Source organism: Salmonella sp. 3C (genome assembly GCF_025426275.1).
GTDB classification, from domain to species: Bacteria; Pseudomonadota; Gammaproteobacteria; order Enterobacterales; family Enterobacteriaceae; genus Salmonella; species Salmonella enterica.
The window spans coordinates 855,670-879,604 of record NZ_CP104858.1 but is presented as its reverse complement, the minus strand read 5'-3'; the positions used below and the strand labels follow the sequence as shown (position 1 = coordinate 879,604).

The following is a 23,935-nucleotide window of genomic DNA, read 5'->3' as shown; positions in this document are numbered from 1 at the left end:
ACTGACCATCACGGCGCCGGATAGGTATAAACCTGATGCGCCGCCTCAATCTCCGCCAGAACCTCTTCGCTTAACGTCAGATGCAGACTTTCCACATTCGTCTTGAGCTGCGCCATCGTGGTTGCGCCCAGTAACGTACTGGCGACAAACGGCTGGCGGCGAACAAAGGCCAGCGCCATCTGCGCCGGATCAAGATTGTGACGCTTCGCGATATCGACGTAGGCGGCAACGGCTTTTTGCGCCTGTTCGCCGCTGTAACGTGTGAAGCGGCTGAACAAGGTATTCCGCGCGCCTGCGGGTTTGGCCCCGTTCAGGTATTTACCGGTTAATGTGCCAAACGCCAGACAGGAATAGGCGAGCAATTCAACACCTTCATACTGGCTGACTTCCGCCAGCCCGACCTCGTAGCTGCGGTTTAACAGGCTATAGGGGTTCTGGATCGTGACAATACGCGGCAGGTCATGTTTTTCCGCCAGATGCAGATAGCGCATAACGCCAAACGCTGTCTCATTTGAAACGCCAATATAACGAATCTTACCCGCTCGCTGAAACTCACTTAGCGCGTCTAACGTCTCCAGCAGACTTACTACTGGCGTGGAGTCCGTCCAGTTATAGCCGAGTTTACCGAAGCAGTTAGTGGGGCGCTGCGGCCAGTGCACCTGATACAAATCCAGATAGTCGGTCTGCAATCGGGTCAAACTGTCGTGTAGCGCTTCGCGAATATTTTTACGATCCAGCGCCTGATGAGGCCGGATGCCTTGATCATTATTACGTGCCGGTCCGCTAACTTTGCTGGCGATGATCAGTTTTTCACGGTTGCCGCGTTTGGCGAGCCAGTTACCGATATAGGACTCCGTCAGCCCTTGTGTTTCCGGGCGCGGCGGTACCGGATACATCTCGGCGGCGTCGATAAGGTTAATGCCATTTGCGATGGCATAGTCGAGCTGTGCGTGAGCGTCGGCTTCGCTGTTTTGTTCACCAAATGTCATTGTGCCCAGCCCTAGCGTACTTACTTCGAGCGAGCTGTGGGGTATACGGTGATAGTGCATAGCCGTTTCCTTTTTATTATGAAGTCAGAAATTCCCGACAAAGGACAATAAAAATGGCAGAGGGAAGGCAAAAGGGAAAGTAAAATTGCAGGCTGCGCGGCGTAATTGTTACCGGGCGTGGTCGCCACGCACCGTTACGGGACGCAGCCTGAAGGCTTGCAGAACGCTGACCTCGATCACAGGCCACCGCTTAACGTTCGATGATTTGAGACACTTCGTCACGGTTGATTTGCATCTCGTTTCCCTGTGCATCGGTATAGCTGACCAGACCGGTATCATCGTCAACTTGCGGTTTTCCATCGGTCAGGATCATACGACCATCTTTCGTCGCCATTACATAATCGCTGCTGCATCCGGATACCGCAAAAGCCAACCCTACTGCGGAAATTACAACTGCCCACTTTTTCATCCGTTTGTCCTCACATAGCCTGCATCTGATAATAGTCTGTTAATCATATGTCTGATAATAGTCTAGTAATAACGCGCAGCTCTGCATGTCGGAAGCAGCAAAATCTTAATCTGTGAGAAGAAAGGAAATAAAGTGAGTATTCGCTCCCCGGCGGGGGAGCGAGACAGGATTACAGCGGATTCTTTTTATTACGCAACAGGTTCAGGCTCTCTACTGCGATAGAGAAGAACATGGCGAAATAGATATAACCTTTCGGAACGTGAACGTCGAAACTTTCCAGAATCAGGGTAAAGCCAACCAGGATCAGAAAGGAGAGCGCCAGCATTTTTACCGACGGATGACGATCGACAAACTCGCCGATGGGCCGTGCCGCAAACATCATGACGCCCACGGCAATAACGACTGCCGCCATCATAATAAACAGATGATCGGAGAGGCCAACCGCTGTGATAACTGAATCAAGGCTGAAAATAATATCCAGCAGCATAATCTGTACAATTGCGCCCAGGAAAGAAGAAACCCGGGTTTTTAACCCTTCTTCTTCGCCTTCGATGGACTCATGGATCTCCTTGCTGGCTTTCCAGATTAAAAATAACCCGCCCAGTAACAGAATGAGATCGCGGGCGGAAATCGCTTCGCCGAAAAGCTCAAACAGCGGATTAGTCAGCCGAGTGACCCAGGCGATTGACGCCAGCAGCGCCAGGCGCATAACCATCGCCGCCGCCAACCCAAGCCGCCGTGCGTGGTTTCGTTGCGCCGTAGGAAGTTTTGCTACCACCAGAGAAAGAAAAATAATGTTGTCGATCCCAAGTACAATCTCCAGCAGCGTCAGCGTACCGAGCGCCAGCCAGGCATTAGGATCGGTTATCCATGCAAATAACATCGAACAAAGTCCTGCCAAAAAAAGAAGCGGTAATTATAGGCCCGTCGAGTGACGGGCGAAAGCCCAGGCTGAATTTGCGCAACCAGGAACGGTGTAAAATAGCGGCGACAATACGCTTACGTTTATCGGGCGTCGGTCCGATGCGTAGCCATAGCGGAGGCGCATTTGCGTGTAATGGACGTTACGGATTCTGCAATAAAAAATGGCGAGCCAGCAGCGCCTGCGTAAAATTTTTTTTCAGATAAAATCCACGCGGTAGCGTCAAAATAGGTTCCCCGCGCGCGCCGATAGCCTCGGTGAGCGCCCTGGCATTGGCGGCTTTGGGTCGTAGTTGCAAGACTTCGCCATGGCGGGCGGTAATGCGTTCCACCTGGCCCAGCACTATCATGTCCATCAGCTCTTCCCAGTCGAGGCGTAGCTGCCTGTCCTCTTCTTCACTCGGACTCCAGAGTAGCGGCGAACCTACGCGGCGTTCGGCTAACGGTATGCTGCGATCGCCTTCGACCGGCACCCATAGCACGCGCTTCAATTTATGCCGTACGTGACTTGTCTCCCAGGTCACGCCGCTGTTACCGGTTAACGGCGCCACGCAAACAAAGGTTGTTTCCAGAGGACGACCCAGACTATCCACCGGGATGGTTTTCAGTTCTACGCCTAACGCGGCGAAATCCTGCTCCGGCTTGCTCCCGGCGCTGGCGCCGAGCCAGATCTCCAGCAAGACGCCGATCCAGCCTTTGTCTCGCTTCAAATCTTTAGGCGTGGTAATGCCGGCCATCGCCGCCAGCTCGCCTAACGTATAGCCGGAAAGCTGCCGCGCCTGGGCTAACAGCAATGCTTCCGAAGCAGGCGGAGTCAGTAGCGGACAAAGAGCGGACATGACAATTACCTTAGGTTAAAAAATGAGCAGTGATTTTATACCGTATGGGCAGAGTTTATCTTTTTCTGTGTCTTATATTCAATAGACTGATTTTTATTGCCTTTTTTGTGTTGTTTCTTCGTGTTGCGCAACGCTGAAGCGGGTTTTCCAATTCTGGTCACTGACAATAAACAGGATCTTACACTATGTTATCCACAGAAAGTTGGGATAACTGTGTAAAACCACCACTACTGTTTCCATTTACAGCCTTGACGTGCGACGAAAATCGAAAATTCAGACAAATAGTGCGTAAGTTATTGGCACAATCTGTGGATAAAACCGACGCTGGTTGATCTTTCATCAGCATAAGGATCTTAGATGTGATGCTGGTCACGCTTTATGAAGGTGGCATGTAAGATTTATCTATAACACAATGAATATAAGGCACTATTTTTACTGTTTTCCGCATGAGGAATTCAGACTGTTCTGGGTTTTCCCGTGGTAATTCCATACTTCTTCACAACTATATCCACAGAAAAGGTGAATAAAATGGCGCAAGGGCGTCATCATCTGTTTATAACTCGGCTATTTACTGTGAGTTATTCAATTGTTATTAGGCTGTGTCACTATTACAGAGTGGTTTACCGCCTCACTGGAGTATGAAACAATCGTTCATATATAAGGTTTATGTTGAGGTAGTCCGGTGATTGATGACGATGGCTACCGCCCAAATGTAGGTATCGTAATTTGTAATCGTCAGGGGCAGGTGATGTGGGCCCGGCGATTTGGTCAGCACTCCTGGCAGTTCCCGCAGGGCGGGATAAATCCAGGGGAGTCGGCAGAACAGGCGATGTACCGGGAACTGTTTGAAGAAGTTGGGTTAAGCCGTAAAGATGTGCGGATCCTTGCTTCTACTCGCAACTGGTTGCGTTACAAGTTACCAAAACGTTTGGTGCGTTGGGACACAAAGCCGGTATGTATCGGCCAGAAACAAAAGTGGTTTCTTTTGCAGTTAATGAGCGCCGACGCCGAAATCAATATGCAAACCAGCAGTACGCCGGAGTTTGACGGCTGGCGCTGGGTAAGTTACTGGTATCCGGTTCGACAAGTGGTGTCATTTAAACGCGATGTCTACCGCAGGGTAATGAAAGAGTTTGCAAGTGTTGTCATGGCGCTTCAGGATAATCCCCCTAAGCTACAAAGCGCGCCTGCTTATCGACGTAAAAGAGGTTAAGCCACGCAAATTATGCTCACTCGCCTGCGCGAAATAGTCGAAAAAGTGGCCAGTGCGCCGCGTCTGAACGAGGCGCTGAATATTCTGGTCACGGATATCTGTCTTGCGATGGATACTGAGGTTTGCTCGGTTTACCTGGCCGATCATGACCGACGCTGTTATTACCTGATGGCGACGCGGGGGTTGAAAAAACCGCGTGGTCGAACCGTTGCGCTTGCGTTTGATGAGGGGATCGTCGGTCTGGTGGGCAGACTGGCGGAACCCATTAACCTTGCCGATGCGCAAAAACATCCCAGCTTTAAATACATTCCTTCGGTAAAAGAGGAGCGTTTTCGCGCGTTTCTCGGCGTGCCGATCATTCAGCGTCGCCAACTTCTCGGCGTGCTGGTCGTACAGCAGCGCGAATTGCGCCAGTACGATGAAAGCGAAGAGTCTTTCCTTGTCACGCTCGCTACGCAGATGGCGGCTATCCTGTCACAGTCGCAGGTCACAGCGCTGTTCGGGCAATACCGGCAGACGCGAATCCGCGCGCTTCCTGCGGCGCCGGGCGTGGCTATCGCAACGGGCTGGCAAGACGCGACCATGCCGCTGATGGAACAGGTTTACGAAGCGTCTACGCTGGATACCTCTCTTGAACGTGAACGACTGACCGGCGCGCTGGAAGAGGCGGCGAACGAATTCCGACGATACAGCAAACGCTTTGCCGCCGGCGCGCAAAAAGAGACGGCGGCCATTTTTGATCTGTACTCACACCTGCTTTCAGACGCCAGACTGCGTCGCGAACTCTTCGCCGAGGTCGACAAAGGCGCTGTTGCGGAGTGGGCCGTTAAAAAAATCATCGAAAAATTTGCCGAGCAATTTGCGGCGCTAACCGATAACTACCTCAAAGAACGTGCGGGAGACTTACGCACGCTGGGGCAGCGGCTGTTATTCCACCTTGATGATTCAGTTCAGGGGCCAAACGCCTGGCCGGAACGTTTTATTCTGGTCGCGGATGAGCTGTCGGCGACCACCCTGGCGGAGCTGCCGCAGGACAGGCTGGCGGGCGTTGTGGTGCGCGACGGCGCGGCAAACTCGCATGCGGCGATTATGGTGCGCGCGCTCGGTATCCCGACCGTCATGGGTGCGGATATCCAGCCTTCGGTGCTACATCGCCGTACGTTGGTGGTGGATGGCTATCGCGGTGAATTACTGGTCGATCCTGAACCCGTACTTATTCAGGAATATCAGCGGCTCATTAGTGAAGAGATAGAACTCAGTCGTCTGGCGGAGGACGACGTCAATCTTCCCGCCCAACTGAAAAGCGGCGAGCGTATCAAAGTGATGCTGAATGCCGGGCTCAGTCCCGAGCATGAGGAAAAGTTAGGCAGTCGGATCGACGGTATCGGCCTGTACCGTACTGAAATTCCCTTTATGCTGCAAAGCGGGTTTCCCTCGGAAGAAGAGCAGGTGGCGCAGTATCAAGGGATGCTGCAAATGTTTAACGATAAACCGGTGACGCTGCGGACCCTGGATGTGGGAGCGGATAAGCAACTGCCCTATATGCCGATCAGCGAGGAGAACCCGTGTCTGGGCTGGCGCGGGATCCGCATTACGCTGGATCAGCCGGAGATCTTTTTGATCCAGGTCCGCGCGATGCTGCGCGCCAATGCGGCGACTGGCAACCTCAGCATTTTGTTGCCGATGGTCACCAGTATTGATGAAGTCGATGAAGCGCGGCGTCTGATCGAACGCGCCGGGCGCGAGGTCGAGGAGATGATCGGCTATGCGATCCCGAAACCGCGTATCGGCATTATGCTGGAAGTACCGTCAATGGTATTTATGCTGCCGCATCTGGCTAACCGGATCGACTTTATCTCGGTCGGCACCAACGATTTAACGCAATATATCCTGGCGGTAGATCGCAACAATACCCGCGTGGCCAGTATTTACGACAGTCTGCATCCGGCTATGCTGCGCGCACTGAGCATGATTGCGCAGGAAGCCGAAAAAAATGGCCTCGATCTTCGCTTGTGCGGCGAGATGGCGGGCGATCCGATGTGCGTGGCGATTCTTATCGGTCTGGGATATCGCCATCTTTCGATGAATGGCCGTTCGGTAGCGCGTGTGAAATATCTGCTGCGGCATATCGATTTTGAAGACGCGCAAACCCTTGCCAGACGCAGCCTTGAGGCGCAGATGGCGACCGAGGTGCGTCATCAGGTGGCGGCGTTTATGGAGCGCCGCGGGATGGGGGGATTGATTCGCGGAGGGTTGTAACGACTGGAGCGGGAAAAGAGAGTGACTGTGGATTCACGGCGCAGACAACACGCCTGCAAGATGAAAGACAATGCGTATACATATCTTTTAACGGTAATCGGCATCTCGCTTTTAACCCTTGTGCTATTATTCGCACCTTTGGAGCGTCTGCAACGCGCAGGCGCGCTTATCAATCGCTATCTCTTCAGCGAAATAACAAGAAATTGTGGTGACAGATGACCAGTAGCTATCTGCATTTTCCGGACTTTGATCCGGTCATTTTCTCAATTGGGCCCGTCGCGCTTCACTGGTATGGCTTGATGTATCTGGTGGGGTTCGTTTTCGCGATGTGGTTGGCGGTGCGTCGCGCTAACCGTCCGGGAAGCGGTTGGACCAAAAACGAAGTTGAAAATTTACTCTATGCAGGTTTCCTGGGGGTCTTCCTGGGGGGACGTATTGGCTATGTCCTGTTTTATAACTTCCCTCTGTTTCTGGATAACCCGCTCTATTTATTCCGCGTCTGGGACGGCGGCATGTCCTTTCACGGCGGGCTTATCGGCGTGATACTGGTGATGATTATCTTCGCCAGGCGCACGAAGCGCTCGTTCTTTCAGGTGTCTGATTTTATTGCGCCGTTAATTCCGTTCGGCCTGGGCGCCGGGCGTCTGGGCAACTTTATCAACGGTGAATTGTGGGGGCGCGTCGATCCTGACTTCCGGTTTGCCATGCTCTTTCCTGGCTCACGCGCGGAAGATATTGCGCTGCTGCCGTCACATCCGCAATGGCAGCCTATTTTTGATACCTACGGCGTATTGCCGCGCCACCCTTCCCAGTTGTATGAGCTGGCATTAGAAGGCGTGGTGCTGTTTATCATCCTTAATCTCTTTATTCGCAAACCGCGTCCGATGGGCGCAGTCTCCGGATTATTCCTGATTGGCTATGGCGCGTTTCGTATCATTGTTGAATTCTTCCGCCAGCCGGACGCGCAATTTACCGGCGCGTGGGTACAGTACATCAGCATGGGGCAGATTCTCTCTATCCCGATGATTATCGCTGGCGCGATCATGATGGTTTGGGCATATCGCCGCCGCCCGCAGCAACACGTTTCCTGAGGAACCATGAAACAGTATTTAGAACTGATGCAAAAAGTGCTGGATGAAGGCACACAGAAAAACGACCGTACCGGCACCGGCACGCTTTCCATTTTTGGCCATCAGATGCGTTTTAACCTGCAGGAAGGCTTTCCTCTGGTGACGACAAAACGCTGCCATTTACGTTCAATTATTCACGAACTGCTATGGTTTTTGCAGGGCGATACCAACATCGCTTACCTGCACGAAAATAATGTCACCATCTGGGACGAATGGGCCGATGAGAACGGCGATTTAGGCCCGGTTTATGGTAAGCAGTGGCGTGCATGGCCAACACCGGATGGCCGCCATATCGATCAGATCGCCACGGTCTTAAGCCAGCTTAAAAACGACCCGGACTCTCGTCGTATTATCGTTTCTGCGTGGAACGTCGGCGAGCTGGATAAGATGGCGCTGGCGCCGTGTCACGCCTTTTTCCAGTTTTATGTCGCAGATGGAAAACTCTCCTGTCAGCTTTATCAGCGCTCCTGCGATGTGTTCCTCGGTCTGCCGTTCAACATTGCCAGCTACGCGTTACTGGTGCATATGATGGCGCAACAGTGCGACCTGGACGTCGGCGATTTTGTCTGGACCGGCGGCGACACGCACCTGTACAGCAACCATATGGAGCAGACGCACCTGCAATTAAGCCGTGAACCTCGCGCGCTGCCGAAATTGGTGATTAAGCGTAAACCCGATTCGCTTTTTGACTACCGGTTCGATGATTTCGAAATTGAAGGCTATGATCCGCACCCCGGTATTAAAGCGCCGGTCGCTATCTAAGCGCTGACGATCCTGCCATAACCGACGTCATTGCGCGTCGGTTTTTTTTACCCTTCGTCTCAATCTTCGGCGCGGATTCCTGAAATTTTGCAACGCGCTGCAAGACATGAACTTTTTTCCGTAACGCGCCGAACAATCTGTATTTGGCGCTCGTTATTTTTCTTCCGCCCGCCATACTGCCGACATGAAAAAACAACAGGGCTATACGCTCATTGAAACGGTGGTCGCGATGTCGCTCATTATCATTCTCAGCGCCACAGGACTTTATGGCTGGCAACGCTGGCAGCAGCAACAGCGCCTGTGGCAAACCGCATGTCAGGTGCGGGATTACCTGCTGCAACTTCGTGAGGATGCTCACTGGCATAACCGCGATCACATTCTTCGCGTGGTCAGCGAAGGCGGTTCATGGTGCTTTGTCAGCTCTGTTGCTACGCAAACATCGTGTACGCCATCTTCCCCCTTTGTGTTTACGCCCGACTGGCGTGATGTCGTCCTTGCCGATATCACGCCGTCGTTAGCCTTCTTTGGCTTGCGCAATACGGCATGGGCAGGGCACATCGTACTGAAAAACGCTGCCGGAGAGTGGCGTCTGGTCGTCTCCTCCTGGGGGCGAATCAGGCTATGCGAGCGTAACGAGGCCGCCACGTGTCAATAACCACGCGGGGGTTCTCGCTACTGGAGGTCGTGCTGGCGATGGCGATAGGTTCCATTTTACTGCTTGGGTCCGCACGATTTTTACCGGCGCTACAGCGTGAGATCTGGCACAACACGCGACAGTTATCGCTGGAAGATGAAATCTGGCAGCGAATCTATACCGTAGCGAAGCATCTTCAACGTGCGGGTTACTGTCATGGCCACTGTATTGGCGAAGGGTTACATCTTGCCGAACAGGGGCAATGCGTCATCGTTCAGTGGGACGGGAATAATAACGGTGTCTGGGATACCATACCGGCGAAAGAGGCCGACCAGACCGGGTTTCGTGTGAAGGATAACGTTCTGGAGACATTACGCGGAGCAACATCTTGCCAGGGTAAGGGATGGGAAAAAATGACCGATCCCAATACGGTACTCATCACGGCGTTTACCGTTGAGCGCCGGGATATAACGGGATTCTCGCCAGTGCTCATGCTGCATCTGCGCGGCGCCAGCAAAGCCGAGCCTCAGACGGTTATTGACGCGCAATACAGCGTAACGGGATTTAATCTGTGAATCGGGAACGTGGCGCTTCTTCGCTAATACTGGCGCTTTTAATACTGATTCTGGGCAGTCTGCTACTGCAAGGCGTAAATCAGCAGCAGGCCAGCTATGCCACCCGCGTGACGACGCAGAGCCTGGCGATACAACGCCAGGCGCTTGTACAGTCGGCGCTGGAATGGGGGCGGGGGCAGCTATGGTCAGGCGTAACCGAAATGGAATGTCGGCGCTATTCCTCTTCAGGAGCGAGAGTCTGTTTGCGGAGGTTACCGGGGGATGAGGTGGTGATGGCGGCGCAAGATGACAGCATGACGTTATGGCGTTTGGGCAACGTCATTCAGGGAAGCATTGTCTTTTCTCCCCACGGCTGGAGCGATTTTTGTCCGTTAAAAGAGGTGGCGTTATGTCGCATCCCCTGAATTTACAACGCGGGTTTAGCCTCCCGGAAGTTTTAGTGGCGATGGTTCTAATGGTAATGATCGTCACCGCGCTGTCAGGCTATCAGCGGGTATTAATGCACAGTTTTGCATTACGACACCAGTATCTTCAGATCTGGCGGCAGGCGTGGCAGCAAACGGCGCTGTATCCATTTTCGCCTGCTGAAGGCTGGAAGGCCAACCGGATGCAGACAACGCAATCGGGATGTGTCAGCATCAGCGTCACGATGGTTTCACCCTCTGGCAGGCAGGGGCAGATGACGCGCTTGCATTGTCCAAATCGTTAATCGTCAGGAGTAATTATGTTAAGGGTCTACCACTCCAATCGTCTGGATGTGCTGGAAGCGTTGATGGAATTCATCGTCGAACGCGAGCGGCTGGATGATCCCTTTGAACCAGAAATGATTCTGGTACAAAGCACGGGTATGGCGCAGTGGCTGCAGATGACCCTTTCACAAAAGTTTGGTATTGCGGCGAATATCGCTTTTCCGTTACCGGCGAGTTTTATCTGGGAGATGTTTGTCCGCGTGTTGCCGGATATCCCCAAAGAAAGCGCTTTCAGCAAACAAAGCATGAGCTGGAAACTGATGACCTTGCTGCCGCAGTTGCTGGATAAGGATGAGTTTGTACTGCTGCGCCATTATCTGACCGACGACACCGATAAACGCAAACTCTTTCAGCTTTCCGCGCGCGCCGCCGACCTGTTCGATCAGTATCTGGTTTATCGGCCTGACTGGCTTACGCAGTGGGAAGCGGGAAAAACCGTGGAAGGTCTGGGAGAGGCGCAAAACTGGCAGGCGCCGTTGTGGAAAGCATTGGTGGAATATACCGCCGCGCTGGGGCAGCCGCGCTGGCATCGCGCCAATCTCTACCAACGCTTTATTCAAACGCTGGAAAGCGCGACCGCCTGCCCGCCAGGGTTGCCGTCCCGCGTTTTTATTTGCGGCATTTCCGCGTTACCGCCAGTGTATCTCAGAGCATTGCAGGCGCTGGGTAAACATATTGAAATCCATCTCCTTTTTACTAATCCGTGTCGGTATTACTGGGGGGATATTAAAGACCCAGCCTGGCTGGCAAAACTCATGGCTCGCCAGCGTCGTCACAGTTTTGAAGACCGTCATTTACCGTTGTTCCGTGAAAACCAGAATCCGGAAGCCTTATTTAACAGCGACGGTGAACAGGATATCGGTAATCCGCTACTGGCCTCATGGGGAAAACTGGGACGGGATTATATCTACCTGCTATCTGAACTGGAAAACAGCCAGGAGCTGGATGCGTTTGTTGATATTACGCCAGATAATCTTTTGCATCGGATTCAGGCGGACATCCTTGAACTGGAAAGCCATGCGGTGGCGGGCGTAAATCTTGAGGAGTATTCGCGCAGCGACAATAAGCGTCTGCTCGATCCCGAGGATAACAGCCTCTCTTTTCACGTTTGTCACAGCCCGCAGCGCGAGGTGGAGATACTGCACGATCGCCTGCTGGCGATGCTGGAAGCCGATCCGACACTAACGCCGCGCGACATTATCGTTATGGTGGCTGATATTGACAGCTATAGCCCGTTTATCCAGGCGGTGTTTGGTAGCGCGCCAACGGAGCGCTATCTGCCTTATGCCATTTCCGATCGGCGGGCGCGTCAGTCACATCCGGTGTTACAGGCATTTATCAGCCTACTTTCGTTACCGGACAGCCGCTTTGTCTCCGAGGATGTTCTGGCGTTGTTAGACGTACCGGTATTGGCTGCCCGCTTTACGATCAACGAAGAAGGGTTGCGTTATTTGCGCTTGTGGGTCAATGAGTCAGGCATTCGCTGGGGAATTGACGATGACAACGTACGCGAGCTGGAACTTCCTGCCACGGGGCAGCATACGTGGCAATTTGGCCTGACGCGTATGCTGCTGGGGTATGCGATGGAAAGCGCCCAGGGCGAGTGGCAGTCGGTTCTGCCTTATGACGAATCCAGCGGTCTGATTGCTGAGCTGGTCGGGCATCTGGCTTCGCTGCTGATGCAGCTTAATATCTGGCGGCGCGGTCTGGCGCAGGAGCGACCGCTGGAAGAGTGGCTGCCCGTTTGTCGCGATATGCTCAATGATTTCTTCCTGCCCGATGCGGACACGGAAGCGGCAATGACATTGATTGAACAGCAGTGGCAGGCCATTATCGCCGAAGGCGTCGCGGCGGAATATGGCGACGCGGTACCGATTTCGCTACTGCGGGATGAACTGGCGCAGCGTCTGGATCAGGAACGTATTAGCCAGCGCTTCCTGGCGGGCCCCATCAATATTTGTACGCTGATGCCGATGCGTTCCATTCCGTTTAGAGTCGTTTGCCTGCTGGGAATGAACGACGGCGTATACCCGCGCCAGCTTGCGCCGTTGGGCTTTGACCTGATGAGCCAAAAACCCATGCGCGGGGATCGTAGCCGTCGCGACGATGACCGCTACCTGTTTCTGGAAGCGTTAATCTCGGCGCAGCAGACGCTGTATATCAGCTACATCGGTCGCTCCATCCAGGATAATAGCGAACGCTTTCCCTCTGTACTGGTGCAAGAATTGGTGGATTACATCGGACAAAGCCACTATTTGCCGGGCGACGAAACGCTGACCTGTGATGAGAGCGAAGCACGAGTCAAAGCGCATATTACGCGTCTGCATACCCGTATGCCTTTTGATGCGCAAAATTACCAACCCGGCGAACAGCAAAGTTATGCCAGAGAGTGGTTGCCCGCGGCGAGTCAGTCGGGAAAAGCGCATTCTGACTTTGTGCAGCCGCTTCCTTTTACGATGCCGGAAACATTGACTCTGGAAAGTCTGCAGCGTTTTTGGGCCCATCCGGTACGCGCATTTTTTCAGATGCGGCTTCAGGTTAATTTCCGCTCGGAAGAGAGTGAGATTCCTGATGCGGAACCGTTTGAATTAGAGGGATTGACGCGATATCAACTTAACCAACAGTTGCTCAATACGCTGGTTGAAGAGGACGACGCCGAACGCTTGTTCCGCCGTTTCCGGGCTGCGGGAGAGTTGCCTTACGGCGCGTTTGGCGAAATATTCTGGGATGCGCAATGTCAGGAGATGCAGCAACTGGCAAGCCGGGTCATCGCCTGCCGTAAGCCGAGCCAAAGCCTGGAAGTGGATCTGCTTTGCAATGGCGTTCAGCTAACCGGCTGGCTGCCGCAGGTACAGGAGGATGGATTATTGCGCTGGCGTCCCGCTTTAATCAGCGTGGCGCAAGGTGTGCAACTTTGGCTGGAACACCTTGTCTATTGTGCCAGCGGCGGGAGTGGCGAAAGTCGCCTGTTTTTGCGCAAAGAGGGAGAGTGGCGATTTCCGCCTCTTGATAAAACGCAGGCAATGGCTTACCTGGCGCAACTGATTGAAGGCTACCGGGAAGGCATGTCTTCTCCGCTATTGGTACTGCCGGAAAGCGGCGGCGCATGGATAAAAGCCTGTTATGACGCTGAAAATGATGTCATTTTAGACGACGATGACACCTTACAGAAGGCCAGAACAAAGTTTCTACAGGCTTATGAAGGCAACATGATGGTGAGCGGCGAAGGCGAAGATATCTGGTATCAACGTCTTTGGCGTCAGCTGGAATCTGAAACGTTGCAGGCTATCATTGCGCAGTCACGGCATTACCTGTTACCGCTGTTTCGTTTTAATCAGTCTCGTTGATTGTATGAAAATCGCGCCATTAAAAGGCTTCGACTATGATGCGCTCTTCGTCACGGACTGATTACTGATAAAAAAATGCTGCCTGGTTCAGCACAATAATATCCCGTTCCGCTCAGGTCGATGGTTTACGTGACCATACAGATGAGTGGGAATGAAAGTTAATGATGAGGTCCGTGAATGCCCCGCAGCACCTGGTTCAAAGCGTTATTGTTATTGGTCGCCCTCTGGGGGCCTGCAGTTCAGGCGGATATCGGTTGGCAACCGCTGCAAGAAACTATCCGTAAAAGCGATAAAGATACCCGGCAGTATCAGGCGATACGTCTTGATAATGACATGGTGGTGTTGCTCGTATCCGATCCGCAGGCTGTAAAGTCGCTTTCAGCGTTAGTGGTGCCCGTTGGATCGCTTGAAGATCCTGAGGCTCATCAGGGGCTTGCTCATTATCTTGAGCATATGTGCCTGATGGGGTCAAAAAAATATCCGCAGGCGGATAGCCTTGCCGAATACCTTAAAAGACATGGCGGTAGCCACAACGCCAGCACCGCGCCTTATCGAACAGCCTTCTACCTGGAGGTTGAAAACGACGCGCTTCCAGGTGCCGTAGATCGACTGGCCGACGCCATTGCCGCGCCATTGCTCAATAAAAAGTATGCCGAACGCGAACGAAACGCGGTGAATGCCGAGCTGACGATGGCGCGCACCCGCGACGGTATGCGTATGGCGCAGGTAAGCGCCGAAACCATTAACCCGGCGCATCCAGGCTCGCACTTTTCTGGCGGCAATCTGGAAACGCTAAGCGATAAGCCGGGAAATCCGGTGCAACAGGCGTTGATCGCTTTTCATGAAAAATACTATTCATCTAATCTGATGAAGGCGGTGATTTACAGTAATAAACCCTTGCCGGAACTGGCGAGTATTGCCGCCGCAACCTATGGTCGCGTGCCGAATAAACAGATTAAAAAACCGGAAATTACCGTACCTGTCATCACCGAGGCGCAGAAGGGCATCATTATTCATTACGTGCCGGCGCTACCGCGTAAAGTGCTGCGCGTGGAGTTTCGTATTGATAACAATAGCGCGCAGTTCCGTAGCAAGACCGATGAACTGGTCTCTTATCTGATTGGCAATCGTAGCCCGGGGACGCTCTCTGACTGGCTGCAAAAACAAGGACTGGTCGAAGGTATTAGCGCGGATTCCGATCCGATTGTTAATGGTAACAGCGGCGTATTTGCCATTTCGGCAACGCTGACTGATAAAGGTTTGGCCAATCGTGATGAAGTCGTCGCAGCTATCTTTAGCTATCTCAATACGTTACGTGAAAAAGGGATAGATAAACGTTACTTTGACGAGCTGGCGCATGTGCTGGATCTCGACTTCCGCTATCCGTCGATTACCCGCGATATGGACTATGTCGAGTGGCTGGCGGACACTATGATCCGCGTCCCGGTAGCGCATACGCTGGATGCGGCGAATATCGCCGATCGTTACGATCCTGCCGCTATCAAAAATCGCCTGGCGATGATGACGCCGCAGAATGCGCGCATCTGGTACATCAGTCCCCAGGAACCCCATAATAAGATTGCGTATTTTGTGGATGCGCCTTATCAGGTCGATAAGATTAGCGAACAGACGTTTAAAAACTGGCAGCAAAAAGCACAGGGCATTGCGTTGTCGCTGCCGGAGTTAAACCCCTATATTCCTGATGATTTTTCGCTTGTTAAGAATGACAAAAACTACGTGCGGCCAGAACTGATTGTCGATAAAGCGGATTTGCGCGTGGTTTATGCGCCGAGTCGTTATTTCGCCAGCGAGCCAAAAGCTGACGTGAGCGTGGTATTGCGTAACCCGCAGGCGATGGACAGCGCCCGCAATCAGGTACTGTTCGCCCTTAATGATTATCTGGCGGGAATGGCGCTCGATCAGCTCAGCAACCAGGCGGCAGTGGGCGGCATTAGCTTTTCCACTAACGCCAACAATGGTCTGATGGTCACTGCGAACGGTTATACCCAGCGTTTGCCGCAGCTTTTCCTGGCGCTGCTGGAAGGATATTTTAGCTACGACGCCACGGAGGAACAGCTGGCGCAGGCGAAATCCTGGTATACGCAGATGATGGATTCTGCGGAGAAGGGAAAAGCCTACGAACAGGCGATTATGCCGGTGCAGATGATTTCGCAGGTGCCTTATTTTTCCCGTGATGAACGTCGCGCTTTGCTGCCGTCCATTACGTTAAAAGAGGTGATGGCCTATCGTAATGCGTTAAAAACGGGCGTTCGTCCGGAATTTCTGGTTATAGGGAATATGAGCGAAGCCCAGGCGACCTCTCTGGCGCAAGATGTCCAAAAACAGCTCGCGGCGAACGGATCGGCGTGGTGTCGTAACAAAGACGTGGTGGTTGAGAAAAAGCAGTCCGTAATATTTGAAAAAGCGGGCAGTAGCACCGACTCCGCGTTAGCAGCGGTCTTTGTCCCGGTCGGCTACGACGAGTACGTCAGCGCCGCCTACAGCGCGATGTTAGGTCAGATTGTTCAACCGTGGTTTTACAATCAGCTACGAACCGAAGAGCAACTGGGATACGCTGTTTTCGCCTTTCCGATGAGCGTTGGCCGTCAGTGGGGAATGGGATTCCTGCTACAGAGCAACGATAAACAGCCCTCTTACCTGTGGCAACGCTATCAGGCATTTTTCCCTGACGCCGAGGCGAAGCTGAGGGCGATGAAGCCGGAAGAGTTCGCCCAAATTCAGCAGGCGATCATTACGCAAATGCGCCAGGCGCCGCAAACGTTGGGCGAAGAAGCATCCCGTTTAAGCAAGGATTTCGATCGGGGTAATATGCGCTTTGACTCGCGTGATAAAATCATCGCTCAGATAAAATTGCTGACGCCACAAAAGCTTGCCGATTTCTTCCACCAGGCGGTGGTGGAACCACAAGGTATGGCAATATTGTCACAGATTGCCGGTAGCCAGAATGGAAAAGCAGAATACGTGCATCCGACAGGCTGGAAAGTGTGGGATAACGTCAGCGCTTTGCAGCAAACGTTACCTCTAATGAGCGAAAAGAATGAATGATGTCGCCGAGACTCTTGATCCTCTGCGCTTGCCCCTTACAGGCGAGCGTTTGATTGAAGCATCAGCGGGCACAGGCAAAACGTTTACTATCGCGGCGCTGTATCTGCGGCTACTGCTCGGTTTAGGCGGCAGCACCGCATTTCCCCGTCCGTTGACCGTTGAAGAACTGCTGGTGGTAACCTTTACGGAGGCCGCCACTGAAGAGCTGCGTGGGCGCATCCGCAGTAATATCCATGAGTTGCGCATCGCCTGTCTGCGGGAAAGCACGGATAATCCGCTGTATGCCCGCTTGCTGGAAGAAATTAGCGACAAAAAGCAGGCCGCGCAGTGGTTATTACTGGCAGAACGACAAATGGACGAGGCCGCGGTCTTTACCATCCACGGTTTTTGCCAGCGTATGCTCAGCCTGAACGCTTTCGAATCCGGTATGTTGTTTGAGCAACAGCTTATTGAAGACGAATCTTTGTTGCGTTATCAGGCCTGCGCCGATTTCTGGCGGCGTCATTGCTATCCGCTGCCGCGCGACATCGCGCAGGTGGTGTTTGACGTGTGGAAGGGACCGAAGGCGCTCTTAAAGGATATCGATCGTTATCTGCAGGGCGAAGCGCCGGTCATTAAAGCGCCGCCATCGCAGGAGGAGACGCTGGCATCGCGTCATGAACAGATCCTGGCGCGCATCAACCAGGTGAAGCAGCAGTGGTGTGAGGCGGTTAGCGAGCTGGACGCGCTGATCGAATCATCCGGCATCGATCGCAGAAAGTTCAACCGCGGCAATCAGGCGAAATGGATCGAAAAGATCACCGCGTGGGCGCAAGAAGAGACGAAAAACTATCAATTACCCGAGGCGTTGGGAAAATTTTCACAGCGTTTTTTAGCTGAGCGCACCAAAGCTGGCGGCGTGACGCCCCAGCACCCATTGTTTGTCGCCATTGATAACCTGTTGGGCGAACCGCTATCGATTAAAGATCTGGTTCTTACCCGAGCGCTATCAGAGATCCGTGAAACGGTGGCTCAGGAAAAACGCCGGCGCGGCGAGCTGGGGTTTGACGATATGCTCAGCCGTTTAGATACCGCGCTGCGTAGTGAAAGCGGCGAGGCGCTGGCTGCGGCGATTCGTACCCGTTTTCCGGTGGCGATGATCGATGAATTTCAGGATACCGACCCACAACAGTACCGTATTTTTCGCCGTATCTGGCGACATCAACCCGATACGGCGCTATTGCTGATTGGCGATCCTAAACAGGCGATTTATGCGTTTCGTGGCGCGGATATCTTCACCTACATGAAGGCTCGCAGCGAAGTGAGCGCGCACTATACGCTTGACACTAACTGGCGCTCCGCGCCGGGGATGGTGAATAGCGTTAACAAGCTGTTCAGTCAGATGAACGACGCCTTTATGTTCCGCGATATTCCCTTCAGTCCGGTAAAGTTTGCGCCCAGAAACCAGTCGCTGCAATTTAAAGTGAATGACGCGCCTCAACCGGCGATGACCCTGTGGCTAATGGAGGGGGAAAGCTGCGGTTCGGGCGATTATCAAAGTTATATGGCGCAGGTGTGCGCCACGCAAATTCGCGACTGGCTGCGTGCCGGGCAAACGGGCGACGCGCTGCTGACGAACGGCGATTCGTCGCGGCCCGTTCGTGCCTCGGATATCAGCGTGTTGGTGCGCAGCAGGCGGGAAGCCGCGCTGATACGGGATGCGCTGACCTTACTGGCGATCCCCTCCGTCTATCTTTCTAACCGCGACAGCGTATTCGAAACGCTCGAAGCGCAGGAGATGCTGTGGGTGTTGCAGGCGGTGATGGCGCCCGAACGTGAGAATACGCTGCGTAGCGCTTTGGCGACATCAATGATGGGCCTTACCGCGCTGGATATCGAAACGCTTAACAATGATGAAAATGCGTGGGATGCGGTTGTCGAAGAGTTTGATGGCTACCGACAGATTTGGCATAAACGCGGCGTGATGCCTATGCTGCGCGCGCTAATGTCGGCGCGCAATATTGCTGAAAACCTGCTGGCGACGGCGGGAGGCGAACGTCGGCTGACGGATATTTTGCATATTAGCGAGCTGTTACAGGAAGCCGGTTCGCAGCTGGAAAGCGAACATGCGCTGGTGCGTTGGCTGGCGCAGCATATCCTTGAACCCGATAGCAATGCTTCCAGCCAGCAACTACGTCTGGAAAGCGATAAGCATCTGGTGCAAATCGTCACCATTCATAAATCGAAAGGTCTGGAATACCCGCTGGTCTGGTTACCTTTTATCACCCATTTCCGCGTGCAGGACCAGGCTTTTTATCACGACAGGCACTCCTACGAGGCGGTGCTGGACCTTAGTCACGCCGAAGAGAGCATAGCACTGGCGGAAGCCGAACGCCTGGCGGAAGACCTGCGCCTACTTTATGTCGCGCTGACCCGTGCAGTGTGGCATTGCAGCCTCGGCGTCGCGCCGCTGGTGCGGCGTCGTAGCGATAAGAAAGGAGAGACGGATGTGCACCAAAGCGCGCTTGGGCGACTCCTGCAAAAAGGCGAACCGATGGATGCCGCAGGCCTTCGCGCCTGTATTGAGGCGCTATGCGACGAGGATATCGTGTGTCGAACGCCAGGCAATACGGATAACGACCGCTGGCAAATTGCCGCTGCATCGCACGCGGAACTCAGTGCCAGAACGCTGCAACGCCTGCTTTATGATAGCTGGCGCGTCACCAGTTATTCCGGTTTGCAGCAGCGGGGACATAGCGTGGCGCAAGATCTTATTCCTCGTCTCGACATTGACGCCGCAGGCGTTGGCGAAGCGGCGGAAGCGCCGGCAATGACGCCGCATCACTTTCCTCGCGGGGCATCGCCGGGAACATTTTTGCACAACCTGTTTGAAGAGCTTGATTTTACTCAACCGATAAACCCCCAATGGGTACAGGAAAAACTGGAGCTGAGTGGTTTTGAGACGCGATGGGAGCCCGTACTTACCCGCTGGCTGGACACCGTGTTGCACGTTCCCCTTAACGAGACGGGCGTTAGTCTGAGCGTGCTGACCGAGCGTGAAAAACAGGTCGAAATGGAGTTTTATCTGCCGATTGCCCAGCCGCTTACCGCCGGAGAGCTGGATGCGTTGATTCGTCGATACGACCCGCTTTCAGCAGGTTGCCCTGCGCTGGATTTCATGCAGGTTCGCGGCATGTTAAAGGGCTTTATCGACCTGGTTTTTCGTTATGAGGGGCGCTATTACCTGCTCGACTATAAATCTAACTGGCTGGGCGAGGATAGCGCCGCTTATACCCAGGCGGCGATGGCTACGGCGATGCAGGCGCATCGCTATGATTTGCAGTACCAGCTTTATACGCTGGCATTGCATCGTTACCTTCGTCATCGCATGGCGAATTACGACTATGAACGCCATTTCGGCGGCGTCATCTATCTCTTTTTACGCGGGGTGGATAGCGAACGTCCGCAGCAGGGTATTTTTACCACTCGCCCTGCGGCGGCGTTAATTAACCAACTGGATGATATGTTTGCAGGTGAAATGAGTGAGGAGGCGCAATGACAATCCAGGAGCGGTTGCTGGAGGCCGTTGAACAAAAACTCTTACGGCCCATTGATGCCCAGTTTGCTTTAACCGTCGCCGGTAACGACGATCCCGCCGTGACGCTGGCGGCAGCGCTGCTTAGTCATGACGCAGGTGAAGGTCACGTGTGTCTGCCGTTGTCGCGTTTAACGTTAACGGAGGAGGCGCATCCCTTACTGGTCGCCTGTATAAGCGAAACGGCTACGCCAATCGACTGGAAAAAGCGGTTACTGGCGTCTGCGGCGGTTAGCTGCGGCGATAGCCCCGCGCCGTTAATTCTGTGCGGCGAGCGTCTCTACCTGAATCGCATGTGGTGCAACGAACGTACGGTTGCGCGCTTTTTTAACGAGGTTAACCAGGCCATCGCCGTAGATGAAGATCAGTTATCCCGTATTCTGGACGCGCTATTCCCTCCGACAGACGAGGTGAACTGGCAAAAGGTGGCCGCCGCCGTAGCGCTAACTCGCCGTATCTCCGTGATTTCAGGCGGTCCCGGCACCGGTAAAACCACCACCGTCGCGAAGCTGCTGGCGGCATTAATTCAAATGGCGGATGGCGAACGTTGCCGTATCCGGCTGGCAGCGCCGACCGGGAAAGCGGCCGCACGCCTGACGGAGTCGCTCGGCGCGGCGTTGCGTCAGCTTCCACTTACCGATGCGCAGAAAAAGCGTATACCGGAGGACGCCAGTACGCTGCACCGACTGCTAGGCGCACAGCCCGGCAGCCAGCGATTACGCCATCATGCGGGCAACCCGCTACATCTGGACGTGCTGGTGGTCGATGAAGCATCAATGATTGATTTGCCGATGATGTCACGTTTGATTGACGCTCTGCCGCCGCACGGGCGGGTCATTTTTCTTGGCGATCGCGATCAGTTGGCATCCGTTGAGGCGGGCGCTGTGTTGGGCGATATTTGCGCCTATGTCAACGCAGGGTTTACGGCGGAACGCGCCCGACAGCTAAGTCGACTCACTGGTAGCGCCATTCCGGCGGGGGCCGGAACGCAAGCCGCATCTTTACGCGATAGCCTCTGTTTGTTGCAAAAGAGCTATCGTTTCGGCAGCGATTCTGGCATCGGCAAGCTGGCGGCGGCAATTAACTGCGGCGACAGGTCGGCAATCCAGGCTGTTTTTCAGCAGGGGTTTAGCGATATAGAGAAGCGTACATTGCAAAGCAGCGACGATTATGCCGGGATGCTGGATGAAGCGCTGGCGGGCTATGGTCGCTACCTGCGGTTGCTGCATGAAAAAGCGACGCCGGAGGCAATCCTTCAGGCTTTCAATGAGTATCAACTGCTTTGTGCGCTGCGCGAAGGCCCATTTGGCGTGAGGGGATTGAATGACCGCATTGAGCAGGCGATGGTGCAGCAACGAAAAATTCAGCGGCACCCGCATTCTCGCTGGTACGAAGGGCGTCCGGTAATGATTGCGCGCAACGATAGCGCGTTGGGGCTATTTAACGGCGATATTGGTATTGCGCTCGATCGCGGGCAGGGGTTACGCGTCTGGTTTGTGATGCCGGACGGCACGATCAAGTCCGTTCAGCCCAGCCGTCTGCCGGAACATGATACAACCTGGGCGATGACGGTACATAAATCACAGGGGTCTGAATTTGATCACGCCGCGCTGATTTTACCCAGCCAGCGTTCGCCGGTCGTGACGCGGGAGCTGGTGTATACCGCTGTTACGCGAGCGCGGCGGCGGTTATCGCTGTATGCCGATGAACGGATCCTGGCAGGCGCGATTGTGACGCGTACGGAGCGGCGCAGCGGGCTAGCCACCTTATTTGATGAAGTTAGTCGTACCGGATAAGACGAGTTCTCGCCGGATGGCGACGCGTAGCGTCTTATCCGGCCTCCAAATGATGCTTTCGAGCGTAGGCCTGATAAGCGCAGCGCCATCAGGCCTCCCTCGTTACCCTAAATCCGCCATCAGCACCTTTGAACGTCGCTGATAGTTATACATTTTTTTCTTGCTCTCAGGCAGTAACTCAATATCGACAGGCGTGAAACCGCGCTCCTGGAACCAGTGAATACTGCGCGTCGTCAGCACAAACAATTTACGCAGCCCCATTTGCCGCGCCTGGGCGGCAACCCGCTCCAGAAGCACTTCTCCACGCGATGAGCTGCGGTAATCCGGATGTACCGCTACGCAGGCCATTTCGCCTATTTTCTCTTCCACAAAAGGATACAGCGCCGCGCAGGCGATAGTCATATTATCGCGCTGAATAATGGTAAATTTATCGATCTCCATCTCCAGTTGTTCACGGGAACGGCGTACCAGAATGCCCTGCTGTTCCAGTGGGCGGATAAGCTCCAGAATACCGCCAATATCGTTGATGGTAGCGCGGCGGATCTGCTCGGCGCTCTCCATGACGATCTGCGTACCGATACCGTCACGCGAGAACAATTCCTGTAATAGCGAGCCATCTTCCTGATAGCTGATCAGATGGCAACGACGAACGCCGCTACGACAGGCTTTTACCGCGCCGCGCAAAAAACGTACGGTTCCGGAGTTGTAATCGCCCTGCGCTTCCAACTCTTCCACCCGCGCCTGTGCTTCATTCGGGAAGAGTTCAGAAATGATGCCGCCCTCGCTATTGGTAACGCCCTGAGAAGAACAGAAACCGATCATTTTTTCCGCTTTCAGTTTAACGGCGAGTTGAGTGGCAATCTCTTCTGAGGTCAGATTAAAACTTTCGCCGGTCACTGAGACGGCGACCGGCCCCATCAGAACGATCGCGCCGTTATCCAACTGGCGGTTGATCGCATCTTCATCAATGCGCCGGATACGGCCGCTATGACAGTAGTCCACGCCATCATCAACGCCCAGCGGCTGCGCAATGGTGAAATTGCCGCTGACGACATTAATGTGCGCGCCCTGCAACGGCGTATTGTTCAGACTCATCGACAGACGGGCGGTAATATCAAGCTGGAGTAAACCGGCGGCCTGTTTCACCAGCTCCAGTGCTTTGGCGTCCGTCACCCGCGTGTTTTTGTGGTAAATCGGTTCATGATGATGCGCGGCCAGATTGGCGTCGATTTGCGGTCGCGCGCCATACACCACGACAAGGCGAATACCGAGGCTATGCAGTAGCCCGATATCGCTAACGATGCTGGAAAAATTGTCATGCTCAATGGCTTCGCCGCCGAGCATAATGACAAAGGTTTTTCCGCGATGGGTGTTGATATAGGGAACTGAATGGCGAAACCCTTCTACCAGTTCGGTTTTACGTTCCTTTATCATTGCGCGCCCCACTAGTGAATTATTATTCGAAATTAGTGTATTTTTATTCTGTTTTTGCCCTCTGTGCAAGCGTAAATTTTATGCGGTCCGATCGCTTTTCTTAGTAATGCCGTGAATATAAAAAGAATGTTTACCCTTTTATAGATGACAGATTATGCGTCATTCGCTAAAGTTTCCG

General features: G+C 53.7%; 17 protein-coding genes. 12 read left to right on the top strand and 5 right to left on the bottom strand.

From position 1 onward, the window contains the following. Positions 1-8: 8 nt before the first annotated feature. The 4 genes from N7E69_RS04125 to mutH form a co-directional block, all read right to left on the bottom strand. Complete coding sequence (locus N7E69_RS04125) at positions 9-1,049, bottom strand: NADP(H)-dependent aldo-keto reductase (RefSeq protein WP_000558960.1); 1,041 nt, start codon at positions 1,047-1,049, stop codon at positions 9-11. 190 nt (positions 1,050-1,239) lie between these two features. After that, positions 1,240-1,458, bottom strand: a complete 219-nt coding sequence (locus N7E69_RS04120; protein ID WP_000758662.1) for a YgdI/YgdR family lipoprotein — start codon at positions 1,456-1,458, stop codon at positions 1,240-1,242. 169 nt (positions 1,459-1,627) lie between these two features. Next, positions 1,628-2,341 (bottom strand): TerC family protein, encoded by a 714-nt coding sequence (locus tag N7E69_RS04115; protein ID WP_000895635.1) that lies wholly within the window; start codon positions 2,339-2,341, stop codon positions 1,628-1,630. 181 nt (positions 2,342-2,522) lie between these two features. Beyond that, complete coding sequence (gene mutH, locus N7E69_RS04110; RefSeq protein WP_001274930.1) at positions 2,523-3,218, bottom strand: DNA mismatch repair endonuclease MutH; 696 nt, start codon at positions 3,216-3,218, stop codon at positions 2,523-2,525. 682 nt (positions 3,219-3,900) lie between these two features. On the opposite strand from mutH, the gene rppH reads away from it, so the two are divergent. The 12 genes from rppH (at position 3,901) to recD (ending at position 22,323) form a co-directional block, all read left to right on the top strand. Continuing rightward, complete coding sequence (rppH, locus tag N7E69_RS04105; protein WP_000564481.1) at positions 3,901-4,431, top strand: RNA pyrophosphohydrolase; 531 nt, start codon at positions 3,901-3,903, stop codon at positions 4,429-4,431. Between the two features lie 12 nt (positions 4,432-4,443). Beyond that, positions 4,444-6,690, top strand: coding sequence for a phosphoenolpyruvate--protein phosphotransferase (ptsP, locus tag N7E69_RS04100; protein ID WP_000957884.1), 2,247 nt, complete (start codon positions 4,444-4,446; stop codon positions 6,688-6,690). Positions 6,691-6,905: 215 nt separating this feature from the next. Beyond that, positions 6,906-7,781: a prolipoprotein diacylglyceryl transferase gene (gene lgt / locus N7E69_RS04095; protein WP_000204645.1), complete on the top strand. Its 876-nt coding sequence runs from the start codon at positions 6,906-6,908 to the stop codon at positions 7,779-7,781. Positions 7,782-7,787: 6 nt separating this feature from the next. Next, on the top strand, positions 7,788-8,582 hold the full coding sequence (thyA, locus tag N7E69_RS04090) for a thymidylate synthase (protein ID WP_000816247.1): 795 nt from the start codon (positions 7,788-7,790) through the stop codon (positions 8,580-8,582). Between the two features lie 184 nt (positions 8,583-8,766). Next, a complete protein-coding gene (locus N7E69_RS04085) occupies positions 8,767-9,237 on the top strand; it encodes a prepilin peptidase-dependent protein (protein ID WP_000744668.1) in 471 nt (156 codons plus the stop codon). Next, entirely contained in the window at positions 9,228-9,791 is a 564-nt protein-coding gene (locus N7E69_RS04080) for a prepilin peptidase-dependent protein (protein WP_000029147.1), read from the top strand. Before N7E69_RS04085 ends, N7E69_RS04080 begins: the two co-directional genes overlap by 10 nt. Continuing rightward, a complete protein-coding gene (locus tag N7E69_RS04075) occupies positions 9,788-10,195 on the top strand; it encodes a DUF2509 family protein (RefSeq protein ID WP_001078539.1) in 408 nt (135 codons plus the stop codon). The genes N7E69_RS04080 and N7E69_RS04075 overlap by 4 nt, the downstream gene beginning before the upstream one ends. Next, positions 10,180-10,500, top strand: coding sequence for a prepilin-type N-terminal cleavage/methylation domain-containing protein (locus N7E69_RS04070; RefSeq protein ID WP_000019294.1), 321 nt, complete (start codon positions 10,180-10,182; stop codon positions 10,498-10,500). Before N7E69_RS04075 ends, N7E69_RS04070 begins: the two co-directional genes overlap by 16 nt. 15 nt (positions 10,501-10,515) lie before the next feature. Further along, on the top strand, positions 10,516-13,887 hold the full coding sequence (recC, locus tag N7E69_RS04065; RefSeq protein ID WP_001752590.1) for an exodeoxyribonuclease V subunit gamma: 3,372 nt from the start codon (positions 10,516-10,518) through the stop codon (positions 13,885-13,887). A 177-nt stretch (positions 13,888-14,064) separates the two neighbouring features. Next, positions 14,065-16,953: a pitrilysin gene (gene ptrA, locus N7E69_RS04060; RefSeq protein WP_001138258.1), complete on the top strand. Its 2,889-nt coding sequence runs from the start codon at positions 14,065-14,067 to the stop codon at positions 16,951-16,953. After that, positions 16,946-20,491 carry an exodeoxyribonuclease V subunit beta gene (gene recB / locus N7E69_RS04055; protein ID WP_001000558.1) on the top strand — a complete coding sequence of 1,182 codons (3,546 nt, stop codon included), beginning with the start codon at positions 16,946-16,948 and terminating at the stop codon, positions 20,489-20,491. Before ptrA ends, recB begins: the two co-directional genes overlap by 8 nt. Further along, positions 20,488-22,323: an exodeoxyribonuclease V subunit alpha gene (gene recD, locus N7E69_RS04050; RefSeq protein WP_000155128.1), complete on the top strand. Its 1,836-nt coding sequence runs from the start codon at positions 20,488-20,490 to the stop codon at positions 22,321-22,323. The genes recB and recD overlap by 4 nt, the downstream gene beginning before the upstream one ends. A gap of 102 nt (positions 22,324-22,425) precedes the next feature. On the opposite strand, the gene argA is transcribed toward recD, so the two are convergent. Next, positions 22,426-23,757 carry an amino-acid N-acetyltransferase gene (gene argA / locus N7E69_RS04045; protein ID WP_000588964.1) on the bottom strand — a complete coding sequence of 444 codons (1,332 nt, stop codon included), beginning with the start codon at positions 23,755-23,757 and terminating at the stop codon, positions 22,426-22,428. Positions 23,758-23,935: the final 178 nt, after the last annotated feature.